This window comes from Neisseria sp. HMSC067H09 (assembly GCF_001814135.1).
Classification (GTDB): domain Bacteria; phylum Pseudomonadota; class Gammaproteobacteria; order Burkholderiales; family Neisseriaceae; genus Neisseria.
Genome location: NZ_KV814927.1, coordinates 1 through 14918 on the forward strand (window position 1 = coordinate 1; position 14918 = coordinate 14918).

General features: G+C 50.0%; 13 protein-coding genes. 4 read left to right on the plus strand and 9 right to left on the minus strand.

Annotation, left to right across the window (positions count from 1 at the left end; all coding sequences use genetic code 11):
• Positions 1-88 precede the first annotated feature (88 nt).
• The 4 genes from HMPREF2954_RS08020 to HMPREF2954_RS08035 form a co-directional block, all read right to left on the minus strand.
• Positions 89-1315, minus strand: coding sequence for an HlyD family type I secretion periplasmic adaptor subunit (locus HMPREF2954_RS08020; RefSeq protein WP_003756845.1), 1227 nt, complete (start codon positions 1313-1315; stop codon positions 89-91).
• Positions 1316-1407: 92 nt separating this feature from the next.
• A complete protein-coding gene (locus HMPREF2954_RS08025) occupies positions 1408-3591 on the minus strand; it encodes a type I secretion system permease/ATPase (protein ID WP_003767962.1) in 2184 nt (727 codons plus the stop codon).
• A 39-nt stretch (positions 3592-3630) separates the two neighbouring features.
• Positions 3631-4932 (minus strand): TolC family protein, encoded by a 1302-nt coding sequence (locus HMPREF2954_RS08030; RefSeq protein ID WP_045072852.1) that lies wholly within the window; start codon positions 4930-4932, stop codon positions 3631-3633.
• Positions 4933-5107: 175 nt separating this feature from the next.
• Positions 5108-5893: an inositol monophosphatase family protein gene (locus tag HMPREF2954_RS08035; RefSeq protein WP_003756839.1), complete on the minus strand. Its 786-nt coding sequence runs from the start codon at positions 5891-5893 to the stop codon at positions 5108-5110.
• A 183-nt stretch (positions 5894-6076) separates the two neighbouring features.
• Here HMPREF2954_RS08035 and HMPREF2954_RS08040 point away from each other — a divergent pair, with 183 nt between their 5' ends.
• Together HMPREF2954_RS08040 and HMPREF2954_RS08045 are read left to right on the plus strand one after the other, a co-directional pair.
• Positions 6077-6892, plus strand: coding sequence for an RNA methyltransferase (locus tag HMPREF2954_RS08040; RefSeq protein ID WP_045072853.1), 816 nt, complete (start codon positions 6077-6079; stop codon positions 6890-6892).
• Between the two features lie 69 nt (positions 6893-6961).
• Entirely contained in the window at positions 6962-7813 is an 852-nt protein-coding gene (locus HMPREF2954_RS08045) for a DUF1853 family protein (protein ID WP_045072854.1), read from the plus strand.
• A gap of 253 nt (positions 7814-8066) precedes the next feature.
• Here HMPREF2954_RS08045 and HMPREF2954_RS08050 read toward each other — a convergent pair whose 3' ends face one another.
• The gene (locus tag HMPREF2954_RS08050; protein ID WP_045072855.1) at positions 8067-8861 is read right to left on the minus strand and encodes a factor H-binding protein; all 795 of its coding nucleotides are present in this window, start codon (positions 8859-8861) and stop codon (positions 8067-8069) included.
• Positions 8862-9200: 339 nt separating this feature from the next.
• On the opposite strand from HMPREF2954_RS08050, the gene HMPREF2954_RS08055 reads away from it, so the two are divergent.
• Positions 9201-10154, plus strand: coding sequence for an L-lactate dehydrogenase (locus tag HMPREF2954_RS08055; protein WP_045072856.1), 954 nt, complete (start codon positions 9201-9203; stop codon positions 10152-10154).
• Positions 10155-10650: 496 nt separating this feature from the next.
• Here HMPREF2954_RS08055 and HMPREF2954_RS08060 read toward each other — a convergent pair whose 3' ends face one another.
• The 4 genes from HMPREF2954_RS08060 to HMPREF2954_RS08075 all read right to left on the minus strand — a co-directional run bounded on the left by HMPREF2954_RS08060 (position 10651) and on the right by HMPREF2954_RS08075 (position 13618).
• On the minus strand, positions 10651-11376 hold the full coding sequence (locus HMPREF2954_RS08060) for a hypothetical protein (protein ID WP_045072857.1): 726 nt from the start codon (positions 11374-11376) through the stop codon (positions 10651-10653).
• 385 nt (positions 11377-11761) lie between these two features.
• Positions 11762-12511: a 23S rRNA (guanosine(2251)-2'-O)-methyltransferase RlmB gene (rlmB, locus tag HMPREF2954_RS08065; protein ID WP_045072858.1), complete on the minus strand. Its 750-nt coding sequence runs from the start codon at positions 12509-12511 to the stop codon at positions 11762-11764.
• Positions 12512-12602: 91 nt separating this feature from the next.
• Positions 12603-12911 carry an AzlD family protein gene (locus HMPREF2954_RS08070; RefSeq protein ID WP_045072859.1) on the minus strand — a complete coding sequence of 103 codons (309 nt, stop codon included), beginning with the start codon at positions 12909-12911 and terminating at the stop codon, positions 12603-12605.
• A complete protein-coding gene (locus tag HMPREF2954_RS08075) occupies positions 12908-13618 on the minus strand; it encodes an AzlC family ABC transporter permease (RefSeq protein ID WP_045072860.1) in 711 nt (236 codons plus the stop codon). The genes HMPREF2954_RS08070 and HMPREF2954_RS08075 overlap by 4 nt, the downstream gene beginning before the upstream one ends.
• A 346-nt stretch (positions 13619-13964) precedes the next feature.
• Here HMPREF2954_RS08075 and dapA point away from each other — a divergent pair, with 346 nt between their 5' ends.
• Positions 13965-14846, plus strand: a complete 882-nt coding sequence (dapA, locus tag HMPREF2954_RS08080) for a 4-hydroxy-tetrahydrodipicolinate synthase (protein ID WP_045072861.1) — start codon at positions 13965-13967, stop codon at positions 14844-14846.
• The last annotated feature ends 72 nt before the right edge of the window (positions 14847-14918 follow it).

Genomic DNA, 14918 nt, shown 5'->3' on the forward strand with positions numbered 1-14918 from the left:
ATGAGTGTCCAAGATTTGGGGGCCAGTTCAAACCTGTACCGGTTTTTCAGACGACCTTTTGACTGTTAAGCAAGTTTGATTCGGAAAATTAACGCTCGCTCAATGCCTGTTTCATACGGGTAATCGGTTTGATCAGGTATTGGAAGATGGTTTTTTCACCGGTTTTAATGTCCACTGTGGCAACCATGCCCGGAATAATCGGCATGTCTTTACCATTTTTGTCTTTCAGGGCGTTGTTCTCAGTTTGGACGATGACTCGGTAGTAAACTTGGTTGGGGTCGAGCTTCAGATCGTTGGCACGGCTTTGCATGGAGTTGCTGACGGTATCTGCGCCGACAAGGGTAACTTTGCCTTCCAATCCGCCGTAGATGGAGTAGTCATATGCGCTGACTTTGACCAGTGCGGGCTGTCCTGCACGAACGAAGGCGATGTCTTGCGGACGGATATAGGCTTCGACAAGGAGTTTGTCGTCAACGGGGACGATTTGCATGATTTCTTCGCCCGGGTTGACTACGCCGCCGATGGTATTGATTTTGATGTTTTTGACGATGCCGCGCATGGGGGAGCGGATTTGGGAGCGGTCAACCGGGTCGGCGCGCATTGCCATGTTTTCTTTGGATTGCGCCAGCTCGGATTCGGATTGCACCAGTTCGTTGTTGGCATCTGTTCTGTAACGGTTGCGGCGTTCGGCAATTTGCAGGGTCAGATCACTGGATTCGCGGCGCATTTTGAGGAGTTCGACTTCGGACATGACGCCTTGTGCCACCATAGGTGCAGTAATGGCGATTTCGCGGTCAAGCGCCGCTTTGCTTTGTACCAGACTTTGTACGGCATCGGTCATGGCTTGGCGGCGGGCGTTATATGCGGCGGTTTCGCGGCGGCGGAGTTCGGGGCTGACGCTGTTGGGGAACGTGAGTTTGCCGCCGTAAGCTTCGGCTTTCAGGCGGGCGATGGTGGCCTCGAGGTTTTGGACTTTGGCTTCGCTCTCGCGCAATACGGCAAGACTGCGCGTATCGTCGAGCTTCAGCAGGATTTGGTCTTTTTCGACCAAATCGCCTTCTTTAACCATCATTTGGGTAATGACGCCGGCGTCCAGGCTTTGGATGACTTGTTCGCGGCTGCTGGGGATAACGTTGCCGTTGCCGCGGGTTACTTCTTCGACAGTGCTGTTGTATGCCCATACGACAAAGACGACGAGCAGCAGGAAAAACAGGATGATGACCCAAAATTGGCCGCTGTGTTTTTCTTTTTGCAAGGCTGCATTCAAATCGTTAATGAGATGCAGATCTTTGGATTTAACGTTGTTTTCGCTCATAATGATGAATCTTCGGTATCTGTTTGTTGTTTTCAAAGAGGTCGTCTGAAACGCTTTCTGCTTGTGTTTTCAGACGACCTTTTCCCTTTTCGTCATGCTTGCGCCGCTTCGCCGGGACGTTGGTTTTCCTGCGCTTGTTGTGCTGCTTTGACTTTGTTTTGCTCGTTTTGCATCAGTTTTTGCAACACTAAATCGCGCGGGCCGTCCATAACGACTTTGCCGTTTTCCATTACGATGATGCGGTTAACGATTTGCAGCACTTGCGGACGGTGGGTGACCAAAAGCATGGTGCGGTTGCGTCCCCAGTGGGCAATCGCGTTCAATGCCATGCGTTCGGTACCTTGGTCGAGGCTGGTTGTCGGCTCGTCCAAAAGAACGACTTTGGGGTCGCGCAGCGTCATGCGTGCGAGGGCGATGATTTGTTTTTGACCGCCGGACAGACCCAAACCGTCTTCACCTAAAGGCATATCCAAGCCTCTCGGGTGGTTGCGGATGATTTGGTCCAGACCGAAACGTTTGAGTGCGGTCAGCAGGTCTTGGTCGGTCGAATAGCTGTCGGTACGCGCCAAGTCCATGTTTTCGCGCAATGTACCCAAGAAAAGGCGTGGAGATTGGCTGAACAGGAGGACTTGGTTACGCAGGAAATTCGGATCAAGTTGGCGCATATCGACGCCGTCGAGGGTTACGTTGCCTTTTTCGGTGTCGTACAGACCGCTCGCCAGCTTCAGCATGGTACTTTTACCGCTGCCGATACGTCCGAGGATACCGACTTTTTCACCGGGTCGGATGTTGATGCGTAACTCGTCAACTGCGTTGTTGCTTTCGTTTTTGTATTTGAATGTTACGTTTTCAAAGGCGATATTGCCTTGAACGTTATCCAAAGTAATGTATTTGCGTTCGGGACTGCGTTCGATCGGACGGGAAACAATGTCGTTCACGCCTCTTAACGCCAGCTTCGCCTGTTGGAAGCGGGTAGCAAGACCGGCAACTTGAGCCAACGGCGCCAACGCGCGGCCGGACAGAATAACGGAGGCAATCAGCGCACCCATGGTAATCCGTTCCGCATGGTTGTCGGCATGAATCAGATAGGTACCGACAACGACCAAAAAGACAGTATTGAGCTGCTGCATGGCAACGGCGAAGTTGACCATGAAGTTGCTGGTATCTTTTACTTTGATGGATGAAGCGGAGGTTTTGGCGGTGTATTCGTCCCAGCGTTGTTGTGCCCATGAAGTCGCGTTGTTGGTTTTCAGGGTTTCGATGCCTTCGATGGCTTCTACGGCAAGGCCTGAACGTTGCGAGCTTTCTTTCATGGATTCGTTAATGTGGCGCGATAAAGGGCGTTGGACGATGAAGCCGACAATGACGACAATCGGAATAATCGCCAAAGGAACCAAAGCCAATTTGCCGCCGACTATCGAAATAACAAAGATAAACAGCAACAGGAACGGCAAGTCCACCAAAGTCAACAGGCTCGCGCTGGTCATGAATTCGCGTACGGATTCAAATTCGCGCAGGTTGTTGGCGTATGAGCCGGACGAAGCGGGACGGTCGGCGAGACGCAATGCCATCACGCGACGGAACAAGGCAGAGCTGATAATCAGGTCGGCCTTTTTACCGGCGATGTCGGTCAAATGCCCACGTATCATCTTGGCGGCAAATTCGAACAAAATGGCGAGGACAACGCCGATACTCAAAACCCACAGGGTTTCATAGGCTTGGTTGGGAATGACGCGGTCGTACACGTTCATGACATACAACGAGCTGACCAAGGCGAGGAAGTTAATGATGACGGTCGCCAAAATCACTTGATAGTAATAGCTGCGGAAACGCCAAATGACTTTCCAAAACCATGCTTTGGGGAGGTGGTATTCGGGCAGTTCGGAACGCGTGTCCGCCGCCATTTTGGGCTTGATAAACCAGCAGTAACCCAGATACAGACCGGAAAGCTGGTCATGATCAAGCTGCTGCTCCAAGCCATCTACCTGACGGATATGATATTTCCTGTTCCGACCCGAACCTTCGATATTGGTAATGACGGCTGCCTCTTCGTTGTGAAGAATGATCATCACAGGAACGGCAAGCGATGGAATGTCTTCCAGATTGCGCTTGGACAATGTGTTTTCAAAGCCGTGGCTGCGTAAGACTTCGACGAGGGAATGATAGTTGACATTGAGTTTTTTATCCCGCACCACCTCTGCCGTCAGCGCGGCTTCTGACACAGGCGCCCCTAAGAGACGGGTAACCAACACAATATGTTCAATGATTGCTTTCATGATAATTCGCGTAATGAGTAATGATGTTAAGATTTTATGTTATTGCTTCAAGCCTGCCCAATTCGCCATTTGCGCCTGCGCAGCCAGATAATCCAACGCGGCATCGCGGAAATCGTTGCGCGCCGAAATGTTTTCCTGCTCGATGCTGGACAATTCGTTGTATGCGCCCAAAACGTCGGTCAGCGTGCGGCGGGCAATTTTGAATTGCAACTCGTAAGTTTTAACCACGTCTTTTTGAGCGGCAATATGTTGCGCGGCAATATCGGCACGGCGTTCGCTCTCGCGCATGTCGATTTCGGCGGTTTGGGTTTTCTCGGTAATGTCGCGCATAATCTGCTCGGATTTCGATTCGGCGGCAATCAGGGCATCGGCATTTTTCTGCACATTATGGCGCGCGGCAACGTCCAAGACATTCCATGCCACATTTAAATAAAGCTGTCTGTTGTCGCGGTTCGCATTACCTTCCAGATTCACGGCGGGCAGGCGCTCTGCTTTGGAAACGTCCAAATCTGCCTTCACGCTGTCGCGTTCTGCCACCTGCGCCTGATAGGAAGGATTGGTATTGTTATCAGCTGCTTTGAAACGGCGGACCAATGATTCCGCGCTGTCGTTGGCAAACGGATCTTCCAAATCCTCTGCCGTCAACTGCCGTCCGGTGTAGCGGGACAAACGGCTCAACGCCAATTCCATCGTGCGTTGTTGTTGCGCGATGGATGATTCGACCTGCAACAGGCGCGCACGCGCTTCAATGAGTTCGGAACGGCGGCCGCTATCGTATTTCACGATAATATTCAAATCTTTCAGAAGATTATTGTGGCGGACCAAGCTCTGACGGTTGATGCGCAGGATTTCTTTCGCGCGCAATGCGGTCAAATAGAGTTTGCCGATGTCGCTGCCCAGACGTTCCTGATTTTCGAAATAACGATGATGGTAGTATTGCTCTCTGTTTTTATCGCGCCGTACCGCCGCATTGATGGCGCCCCATGAATATACATTCAAAGTTCCGCGTATGCCGACACCGTCATTCATATCGTTGCTGGAATATTTGTTTTTCTGCGCCAAAACTTTGGTACCTGTCAGCGTCAACACGGGATAATGGCGCGCACGGGTAGCCTTCGTCGTACTTTTGGCCGAATCTTCGGTTGCTTTCGCTTCCTTCACAATCGGGTCGGACACCATGGCATCCCTTAAAATAGCCTGCAAAGGATAAGCCTGCGCCGTTGCCGCGCATACTGCCGCGCACACCGCGGCAGCAATTTGCCCGGTGCGGAAAACGGATGTCTTGGGACGATTCAAAAAAGTTTTTTTCTTCATATTATTCACAACAATACGGTTCGTCATTTATCAGATTGGCAGAGGGGTTGCCTGTTGCAAATCAATTCTTTGAGCATATTATCATTAATCGGAATCCCTGTTTTCAGATTGCGATAAAAGGTAGTTATCTGCTCCTGAAAGTAACATGGATGATATTCCTACTATTGCTAAATCACGACACCGTATTAAAACGACCTCCTGTTTACAGATGGACGCTAATGATTTGCAACATTTGCGCCAGCACTTTCGGATTGGCTGCCACAATATCGCCGCTTTCCAGCCAGCCTTCATTGCCGGACATATCGGTAACGATACCGCCGGCTTCCTGCACAATCAGCGCGCCTGCGGCAATATCCCAAGGTTTGAGGTTGAACTCGAAGAAACCGTCCAAACGGCCGGCCGCCACGGCGCACAAATCCAACGAAGCCGCGCCTTCTCTGCGGCCTCCGGCCGTTTTTGCCAAAAAGTCTTTCAAAATAGCCAGATACTTGTCCATCATGCTTTGATCGACAACAGGGAAGCCGGTACCGATCAAGCAGCGGTTCAACTCAATGCGGGAAGAAACGCGGATACGGCGGTCGTTGAGCAACGCGCCTTTGCCGCGCGAAGCCATGTAAACATCGTTGCGTTCAGGTGCGTACACCAAAGCTTCCTGCAACACGCCTTTGTGCAGCAGTGCCATAGAAATCGCATATTGGGGATGGCCGTGTAAGAAGTTGGTCGTGCCGTCGAGCGGATCGATAATCCATTCGTATTCCGCGGAGGCTTTGCCGTGAGAACCGCCTTCTTCGCAAGTGATTTTGTGATGCGGATAAGCCTCTTTGAGCGCTTCCACCAAAATCATCTCGGAATTGCGGTCAACGTCGGAAACGAAATCGTTGAATGCCTTGCTGTCAACTTTGACGGCATCCAGATTGCCGCTTGCGCGGATCATCATCTGCCCGGCTTTACGGGCGGCTTTGAAAGCGGTATTTAAAAACGGATTCATGGGTTTTCTTTCTAAATCAGGTAAAATACCGTCCGGCGCATCTGCACCGGACGCAACGTTTGTACGTTTCCGACGTTGTTAAAGAACATTTCAGACGACCTCTCAAGCCCAAAGGCGAAAGGTCGTCTGAAAACAAAAAGATGGCGTATTATACCCGATTCCCGAACAAACCGAAAACAAAACATGACTTCAGCCAAGCCCGAATTGCCCGACTATCTCGGCAACATCCGCATCATCCTCACCCGCACCAGCCATCCCGCCAATATCGGCTCCGCCGCCCGCGCCATGAAAACTATGGGGCTGCACAAACTCACCATTGTCGCCCCGAATTTGATGTCCACGCCGATGACCGGGCAGCCGCCCGTTTTCAATCCCGAAAGCCCGCAAGATTTCCAACTGCCGGAGGAAAGTTTCATCCTCGCTTCCGGCGCGGCAGACGTATTGCACAACGCCGTGATTGCCGCCACACTCGACGAAGCCCTCGCGGACACCACGCTCGCCTGCGCCCTTACCAGCCGCCGCCGCGAAATCACCGCGCCGCTGCAAACCCCGCGCGAACTGGTTCCCGAATTATTGCAGGCGGCACAACGCGGAGAACAAGTTGCCCTCGTCTTCGGCAACGAAACCTTTGGCTTGAGCATCGAAGAAGTGCAGGCATGCAACCGTCTGATGACCATCAACGGCAACCCTGACTATTTCTCGCTCAACCTCGCCCAGGCGGTGCAAGTTGTGTGTTACGAAATCTTCAGCCAGACCAATATGCCCATGACCCACCTGCAACAGGAAGACCACGCCGCCACCCACGAACAAATCAAAGGCATGGTCGCCCACATGGAAAGCGTCATGGACGATATCGGCTTCTTCAACCGCCGCAACAGCGAACGTCTGATGCGCCGTATGCAAAGCCTGTTCGGTCGCGCTAACACGCAAACCGAAGACATCGACATCCTGCGCGGCTTTTTCAATACCGTCAGCCATCGCTTGAAGAAGAAAGACTGAAAAGGTCGTCTGAAAACCTTCAATCAAGTTTTCAGACGATCTCAGCCAAACTATCAACCAGATACAGCCATGAACTACGCCCTAGATGCCCTATGGTGGAAACTCACCACCCCGACCGTCCGCGACCTCGCCACCCTGCTGACCGCCCCGCCGCTTTGGCAAAGCGGTTGCGAATTGAGCGTCCGCGAGCTATTGGGCGAACGCGGCTTCCGCTATCTTTTGGATTTGGACGGCAATCCCGCCCCGCTGGACAACTATCTCGCCGAACACGCCCCCTTCAGCAACCGACTCGGCATCTACGCCGAACGCCTGCTCGCATTTTGGTTCGCCCACGCGCCGCATACCGAATTGCACGCCTATAACCTGCCCGTGTTTTCAGACGACCTCACGCAAGGCGCCGCCGATTTCATCGCCTCCATCAACGGCAAACCCTATCATATCGAACTGACCTGCAAATATTACGGCAGCGACAGCGGCAAATCCGCAGACCTGTGCGGACTCAATTCCAAAGACACCCTCGCCGCCAAAGCTGCCAAACTGCCCCGCCAACTCGCCCTGCTTCAATCCCCCGAAGGCAGCGAAACCCTGCGGCAAAACCGCCTCCCCGACGCGCCGCAACCCGCCTCAATCATACGCGGCATCGGCTTTTTCCCCGTCGGCGCAGATTCCGCCGAAGCCCCGCTGAACCCATACTGCTGGCGCGGCGTCTTTATCCGAGACTGGTCGGCATATCCGACCACAGAGGGCGCACGCTACCACCTCATCGACCGCATGGCATACCTTGCCCCCGCCCGTGTCGCCGAGGCGCAAACCCTGTCCGACCGAGACGTCCGCCAAATCGAAAGCGGCTTAATCGCCAAACTCGAATTGCGCCCCGACGGCTTTTGGCATGAAATCGAACGCATCATGAAAGTTGCTTGAGTCCAAAGCATCCACACCTACAAACCATATAGCAAACATACTTAACTTTAAATACAACATATCATCAAATTCCGTCATTCCCGCCCCCGCCTACGCGAGGGCGGGAATGACGATACCCGGTAAGTTGCGTATCGCAAATAAAGTCATTTAGCTATATTTTCCAAATTGCCGATACAAAAAGGTCGTCTGAAACCTTTTATCTAAAATAAAGGTTTCAGACGACCTTATCTGTCAGACTGAGGATTGTCCCGCCCTACTCTTTCTTACCGGCCAAACCGATTTCCTGAGTTTTACCCCCGTCGTTGATTTTAGCCTTACCGGCAATTTCTTCAGCTTTACTGCCGAAAAGCTTCAGCTCGTAACTGCCTTTTTCCACACCGTCCTTCATAGCCTTGCCGCTCAAGCCTGAGCCGTTGCCCATGGCTTGGATGTCGGTTTTCGCCAATTCGACGTTATAGCCGCTATGCATTCCGCTGATGCTTCCGCTGCCTTGTTTCTTCTCAAAATCAACCGTATAAGACAAACGCCCGCTGCGGTCGTCGCCGTTGAACGCGATACCTTTGTAGTTTATTTGCCCCAATTTAGGCAGATTACCGAAAGCAATGTCCTGCCCCTGAATTTCGTTAACATGAAAATCGAATGTCTCGGAACGCGCTCCATCTGCCGGATTGGTTTTCTGCTTTGCCAAAGTGGCAGCAACGATGGAATGGTTTTGTTTATACACCAAGAAATCACCGCGCTCCAATTCGATAAGTTGTCCATTTACATTGATTTTTTTCACATAGTCAAAATCGGAAACACGGTCGTTTTTCAGATAACCCGTATCCAAAACCCCGCCTTTTTTCAGGGTTTGGGTTTTACCGCCCCTGTCGGTCAACTCCAATACGCCGCCATCGGGAACAGATTCGGAAACAGTCAGTTGCTTCCAATCTTTTGCATTAGGATCAAACGGTTTGGTCAGCCCGTCCGCCAAGCTGCTGCCTGCGCTGCTGCAAGCGGACAAAATGCAGGTGGCAGCCAAAACCGCCAATAAAGATTTCGCTTTCATTCGTTTCCTTTCATTATCGTGATTCATGACTATTGTGTTTCCGTATTTCGGCGGCAATGTCTGCAAACAAAATCCGTCCGAATTTTCGGATACACTCCGTAAGTTATAATATAACGGTTTTATGATGATATTCATGACTTAAATCAAAATAAATATACTGCATTATATCAATCCTCTTCCCTGCTTTTCTTGCCATTGCTTCCGCCCTGACCGGCAAACGGCTTATGTGCTTATTTTTCCACTACAATCCGCTACAAAGCAAACAGGTCGTCTGAAATTTGACGCCACCCTGCCTTGGTGTTATTAATAATTCCTATTCACAAACAAACAGGAACAAACATGAAAAAAGTTGGTAATAAAGTAGTCGTTGTGGGCTTGGGCGCGGTCGGTGTCAGCTACGCCTATTCCATGCTCAACCAAGCCTTGTGCGACGACATGGTTTTAATCGACATCAACCGCACGCGCGCGGAAGGCGAAGCGCGCGACTTCCGCCACGGAATGCCTTATGCCGCCTCGCCTGCGCGTATTTACGTCGGCGATTACGATGATTGTTCGGATGCGGACATCGTGTGTATTTGCGCGGGCGCGGCGCAGGCTCCCGGCGAAACCCGTTTGGACTTAATCGACAAAAACCTGCGCATCTTCCGCGACATCGTTTCGAAAGTCATGGCTTCGGGCTTTGACGGCATCTTCTTGGTTGCCTCCAATCCCGTGGACGTACTGTCTTATGCCGTCCTGCGCTTTTCAGGTTTGCCCAAAGAGCGCGTTATCGGCTCGGGCACTATCCTTGATTCCGCCCGTTTCCGCGTTTGTCTGGGCAACGAATTCGACGTCGCACCTTGGAGCGTCGATGCCATGATGATTGGCGAACACGGCGACAGCATCATTGCGCTTTGGAGCACCGCCAACATCGCCGGTATGTCCGTTCAGAAGATGTTAGAACAATCAGAAGACGGGCAGGCGCGTATGGACAAAATCTATACCACCGTGCGCAATGCCGCCTACGAAGTCATCGCCGCCAAAGGCTCAACCAGCCACGGCATCGGCATGGGCTTGAGCCGCATCTCCAACGCCATCCTGCACAATCAAGGCGTCGTGCTGCCCGTATCCACCTTGCTTGAAGGCGAGTTCGGACAAAACGGCGTGTATATCGGTGTACCGACCGTCGTCAACCGCCAAGGTGCGGTCCGCATCATCGACCTGCAACTTTCAGACGACGAAGCCGAACGATTTGCCCACTCGGCGGAGCTGTTGAAAAGCTATCAACGCAAAGTCGATGAAATGGTCGGATAAATAGAATAGCCTCTAAGTAAAACGTCGTCTGAAAACCGGAAATTTGGTTTTCAGACGACGTTTGTTATGCAGGGGAGGTTAAACCGTCAATAGTCTAAATTCAAATACAAAATACCTATATCATGGCAGACTGACGGATTCGGAACGTGCGGGCATGACGACGCTACCCGCCCATGAAAAACGTCGTCTGAAAACCTCAAACATTTGAAATAACATAACCTAATGAAAATAATTAATAAATTTTAAAATAAAAACCTTTCTGATTTTCCCTACTTTATACTCAATATCAGAAAGGTTTTAGTCAATTAAAAAGTTTTTAGAATATTTTTATGTATAAAATTTCATTAATATCCTATTTTTGCAAATAGTTTCCTTATTAGATCCTATTGAAAATATTTTCCTATTTAATAGTTTTTTCATAAAAAAATTAGTCAAAATTATTATAAACTTAGTATTTTTTTCATTATTAAATATTGTTTTAAACACTTATATGATATTAACCACCATATTTATGTAAATTAATTAAAAATCTCATTAACAATGCTGTTTCTTCAATCATGAGATCAACTTCTATTTCTTTAAAATTTTCATTATGTTTTACATTATTATTTTGATATTGGGTATAAAATTTAATTATTTCAATATAATGGTTACTAACTTCAGATGAAACTCCCTTTACTTTAAAAAAATTGCCTAAAATAGATTTCTGATTTTCTAAAGATTTTGAGTTACCTAAAATTTCCTGAACTAACATTTCCAATGAAAGTCTAAAATCATCCAATAAATTTCTTCCATAAAGATTATTAGCATTTTTATTTAATGCATCTTCATAGTGTTTTTTAGCCTTAGGATAATCATCTAACCATTCTTTTATTTCTATAACCATTTCAGGTAGTTCACTCAATCCCTCAGATAATTTAGAATATCTGCCTACTAATTTTATTAATAAATCTTTAACTTTCTCATTTTCACTAAATTTTGGCAATCCACATAAATCAAGAATAATTTTAAACTGTTGCTCTGGCTTAAAACATTTTAAATTTTTTTCCAATGCAGTCTTTTTATTAGGAAAATTTTTATCAGGATAAGATGAATAGGGGATGGCAACTCTATAAGTCACAGCATAATCAGCAAAATATTTGCATATTTCACTGCCACTTAGTCCATAATCAGTATCTCCTAAAATATTTGAAGCAAATGCGATAAATTCCTTATCAATCATTACAATTTCCTTAACTCTCTTCTAAATATAGACCCAATATTATACAACAGTTCATTCATTATCCCTCTTGTTTCCAATAATTCACCATTGAAAAGCCTGTTCATACAACAAATGCTCTACATAAACCTCGCTCTTTACCCTCAAATCTCCTTCTACCTTTACTTCAATCGGCACAACTCCTTGTCCGCATCATAGGATAAAATCTACTTCTACTATGTTTTTTCAGTTATCCAATAGAAAACAGGATCAATATGTCTGTCAATCAGTTGTTGTAGAACATATTCAGGGAGTGAACCTTTAAATTAGGTGAAAATACAGTACAGACGTCGCCTGAAAACCAAATTTCCGGTTTTCAGACGACGTTTTCTGTTTACAAACCTAAGCCCTATTTCTCTGCTTTCAACACTCTTTGACGGCGCGTTTCGCTCAACACCATCCCCGCGCTGACGGAGACGTTCATGCTTTCGACCGTGCCGAACATGGGTATCGACACCAGCATGTCGCAATGTTCGCGCGTCAGGCGGCGCATGCCTTCGCCTTCGTTGCCCATCACCCATGCCGCGCTGTCGGGCAGGTCGCAATGGTAGAGGTCGGCGTCGCCGCCCATGTCGGTGCCGATGATCCAGATGCCGTATTCTTTCAGCTCGCGCAGGGTGCGGACGAGGTTGGTTACGGTGATGTAGGGGACGGTTTCCGCCGCGCCGCAGGCGACTTTGCTGACGGTAGCGTTCAGCCCCGCGCTTTTGTCTTTCGGCGCAATGACGGCGTGTACGCCCATTGCGTCGGCGGTACGCAGGCACGCGCCGAGGTTGTGCGGGTCGGTGATGCCGTCGAGTATCAGCAATAGCGGCGGTTCGCTCAGGTTTTCCAATACGTCTTCGAGGTGAACGTGGTTTTTGGAAGCGTCGATAAACCCGACCACGCCCTGATGCCGCGCGCCTTTGCTGATGGCGTTTAGGCGGTCGGCATCGGCGAAGTGTACGCGCACGTTTTCATTTGCCGCCTTCTCCAACACGTCGCGCGTGCGGGCATCGTTTTTGCCTTCTTGGACGTAGAGTTCGGTAATCGATTTCGGGTTCTGCCACAGGCGGGCGTTGACGGCGTGGAAGCCGTAGATGAGTCTTTGGTTTGCCATGATTTTGCTTTATAAAAAATTTCAGACGACATTATAACAAGATAAGGTCGTCTGAAAGCAGGTGTAACCGGTTTCACTCAAACGCAGCCGCCTAGCGCATCAAATACCCCAACAGCCCAGAACTGCCCACGCCGATCAACACGGTAACCAACATGGAAAACCTGCTTGCGGCAAGCACGGTCAGCGCAATGGCAATCAAATCGTGCGGCTTGTCGGATACGAAATAAGGCGCGATGACGGAAATCAACACGCAACCCGGCGCGGCTTCCATCACGATTTGTGCGCGGCGACTTAAAGTGCGGTTGCGCAAGGCAAAAAAACCGATAAGGCGGGTGGAATACGTTACCGCCAGCATACTGGCAAACAGCAGGAACGACTGCCAAGAGAGCAAATCCTTCATTCCTTCTCTCCCCAAAGATAGGCGGCAAGCAGGCCGGAAATCGCGCCCATCGGCACATACCAATGCCCGTCCACCGACAAATAAGTCCCACCCGCCACAATCAGGCTGACAAACCACGGGCGTGCCGCCTTAAAGCTTTTCCACATACCCCGCAGCAGCACCAAAAATACGGCAGGAAACGCCATGCCGAACCCCCATGCCGCGACGTCGCCGAACATCGGCCCGACCGCCGCGCCAAACGCCGCAAAGCCGATCCAAGTGGTATAAAGGATAAAGCACACGCCCGCGTAATAAGGCATATTGAACGCCGGCAGCCCCATCGCCTTGCGCTTTTGGATTTCCGCAAACGCCAGCGCCCAGCTTTCGTCGCACATAAAAAACAGCGCGGGCATGGCTTTTTTCAGCGGCATATCCCGCATATAAGGCGCGATTGCCGCCCCCATCAGAATATGGCGCGAATTAATCATGAAGGTAACGGTAGCGATGATCAGTATCGGCAGCGGGTTTGCCCACAAGTTGACCGCTGCAAATTCCGAGCCGCCGGCAAAGTTCATGCCCGTCATCAGCAGCATTTCCAGCCAACTCATCCCTTTCTGCCCGCCTTGTACGCCGAGTATCAGCGCCCACGGCAAAAGCCCGATAAGCATGGGCGAACATTCTTTGATGCCGCGTAAAAATTCGGACTGCGGGGAATTTGGGTGTGTCATTTTGTTGAGAAATTTAAATAGAGTGTGAAGATGAAAAATGAGGGAAGGTATTATACACAGTCGGACAAACTTAAAAAGGTCGTCTGAAACGGGCTTCGATAAAGCAAAAATCATCGCCGCAAGACTTTAACACTTTTTAATCCTTGACAGGCATTTCACTATGAAAATATGCTAAATTTTTGATTAAAAACATCATTATTCATTAAGATAAACATTACGTTCAGCTTCGCACGGCTACCGTCCGGTCAAGATGTTTCACACAAACAACAAAGTAAGCTACAATTCCAAGCATTTCCTTCCCTTTAGAAGCAAACCCTCTTCCGCCCTACAAATAAAAGGTTTCCTTATGTTACAAGGCAGTTTGGTTGCCCTGATTACACCCATGAATCAAGACGGCAGCATCCATTACGAACAACTCCGCGATTTGATCGACTGGCATATCGAAAACGGTACCGACGGCATCGTCGCCGTCGGCACGACAGGCGAATCCGCCACCCTCTCCGTCGAAGAACATTTAAGCGTAATCGAAGAAACGGTCAAACACGTCAACAAGCGTGTTCCCGTTATCGCCGGCACCGGCGCCAACAACACCCTCGAAGCCATCGCGCTCTCCCGCGCCGCCGAAAAAGCCGGTGCAGACTACACCCTCTCCGTCGTCCCCTATTACAACAAGCCCTCCCAAGAAGGCATTTACCAACATTTCAAAACCATCGCCGAATCCACCTCGATTCCGATGATTATCTACAATGTACCCGGCCGCACCGTCGTCAGCATGACCAACGACACCATCCTGCGCCTTGCCAAAATCCCGAACATCGTCGGCGTCAAAGAAGCCAGCGGCAACATCGGCAGCAATCTCGAATTAATCAAACACGCGCCCGAAGGTTTCACCATCCTTTCCGGCGATGACCCCACCGGCCTGCCCTTCATGCTCTGCGGCGGGAAAGGCGTTGTGACCGTTGCCGCCAATGTCGCCCCCAAACTCTTCGCCGATATGTGCCGCGCCGCCCTTGCAGGCGATATTGCGACCGCTCGTCAATTAAATAACCGCCTGATTCCGATTTATAACACTATGTTCTGCGAACCAAGCCCTGCCGCGCCCAAATGGGGCATCTCCGCATTGGGCAAATGCGACCCTTATGTCCGCCTGCCGCTCGTCCCCCTGACCGAAGCCGGACAGGCAAAAGTCCGCGCCGCATTGCAAGAATCCGGACAACTCACCGCATAAACCGCAAAGGTCGTCTGAAAACCGTTTTCAGACGACCTGCCGTTAACCCATCACATCCCACAGGAAACCAAT

Bases quoted from the DNA above. Each gene is read 5' to 3' on its own strand.
- HMPREF2954_RS08050 (WP_045072855.1), bottom strand. From the start codon at position 8,861: ATGAAAGCGAAATCTTTATTGGCGGTTTTGGCTGCCACCTGCATTTTG.
- dapA (WP_045072861.1), top strand. From the start codon at position 13,965: ATGTTACAAGGCAGTTTGGTTGCCCTGATTACACCCATGAATCAAGAC.
- HMPREF2954_RS08055 (WP_045072856.1), top strand. From the start codon at position 9,201: ATGAAAAAAGTTGGTAATAAAGTAGTCGTTGTGGGCTTGGGCGCGGTC.
- HMPREF2954_RS08060 (WP_045072857.1), bottom strand. From the start codon at position 11,376: ATGATTGATAAGGAATTTATCGCATTTGCTTCAAATATTTTAGGAGAT.
- rlmB (WP_045072858.1), bottom strand. From the start codon at position 12,511: ATGGCAAACCAAAGACTCATCTACGGCTTCCACGCCGTCAACGCCCGC.
- HMPREF2954_RS08070 (WP_045072859.1), bottom strand. From the start codon at position 12,911: ATGAAGGATTTGCTCTCTTGGCAGTCGTTCCTGCTGTTTGCCAGTATG.
- HMPREF2954_RS08040 (WP_045072853.1), top strand. From the start codon at position 6,077: ATGACTTCAGCCAAGCCCGAATTGCCCGACTATCTCGGCAACATCCGC.
- HMPREF2954_RS08035 (WP_003756839.1), bottom strand. From the start codon at position 5,893: ATGAATCCGTTTTTAAATACCGCTTTCAAAGCCGCCCGTAAAGCCGGG.
- HMPREF2954_RS08045 (WP_045072854.1), top strand. From the start codon at position 6,962: ATGAACTACGCCCTAGATGCCCTATGGTGGAAACTCACCACCCCGACC.
- HMPREF2954_RS08020 (WP_003756845.1), bottom strand. From the start codon at position 1,315: ATGAGCGAAAACAACGTTAAATCCAAAGATCTGCATCTCATTAACGAT.
- HMPREF2954_RS08030 (WP_045072852.1), bottom strand. From the start codon at position 4,932: ATGACGAACCGTATTGTTGTGAATAATATGAAGAAAAAAACTTTTTTG.
- HMPREF2954_RS08025 (WP_003767962.1), bottom strand. From the start codon at position 3,591: ATGAAAGCAATCATTGAACATATTGTGTTGGTTACCCGTCTCTTAGGG.
- HMPREF2954_RS08075 (WP_045072860.1), bottom strand. From the start codon at position 13,618: ATGACACACCCAAATTCCCCGCAGTCCGAATTTTTACGCGGCATCAAA.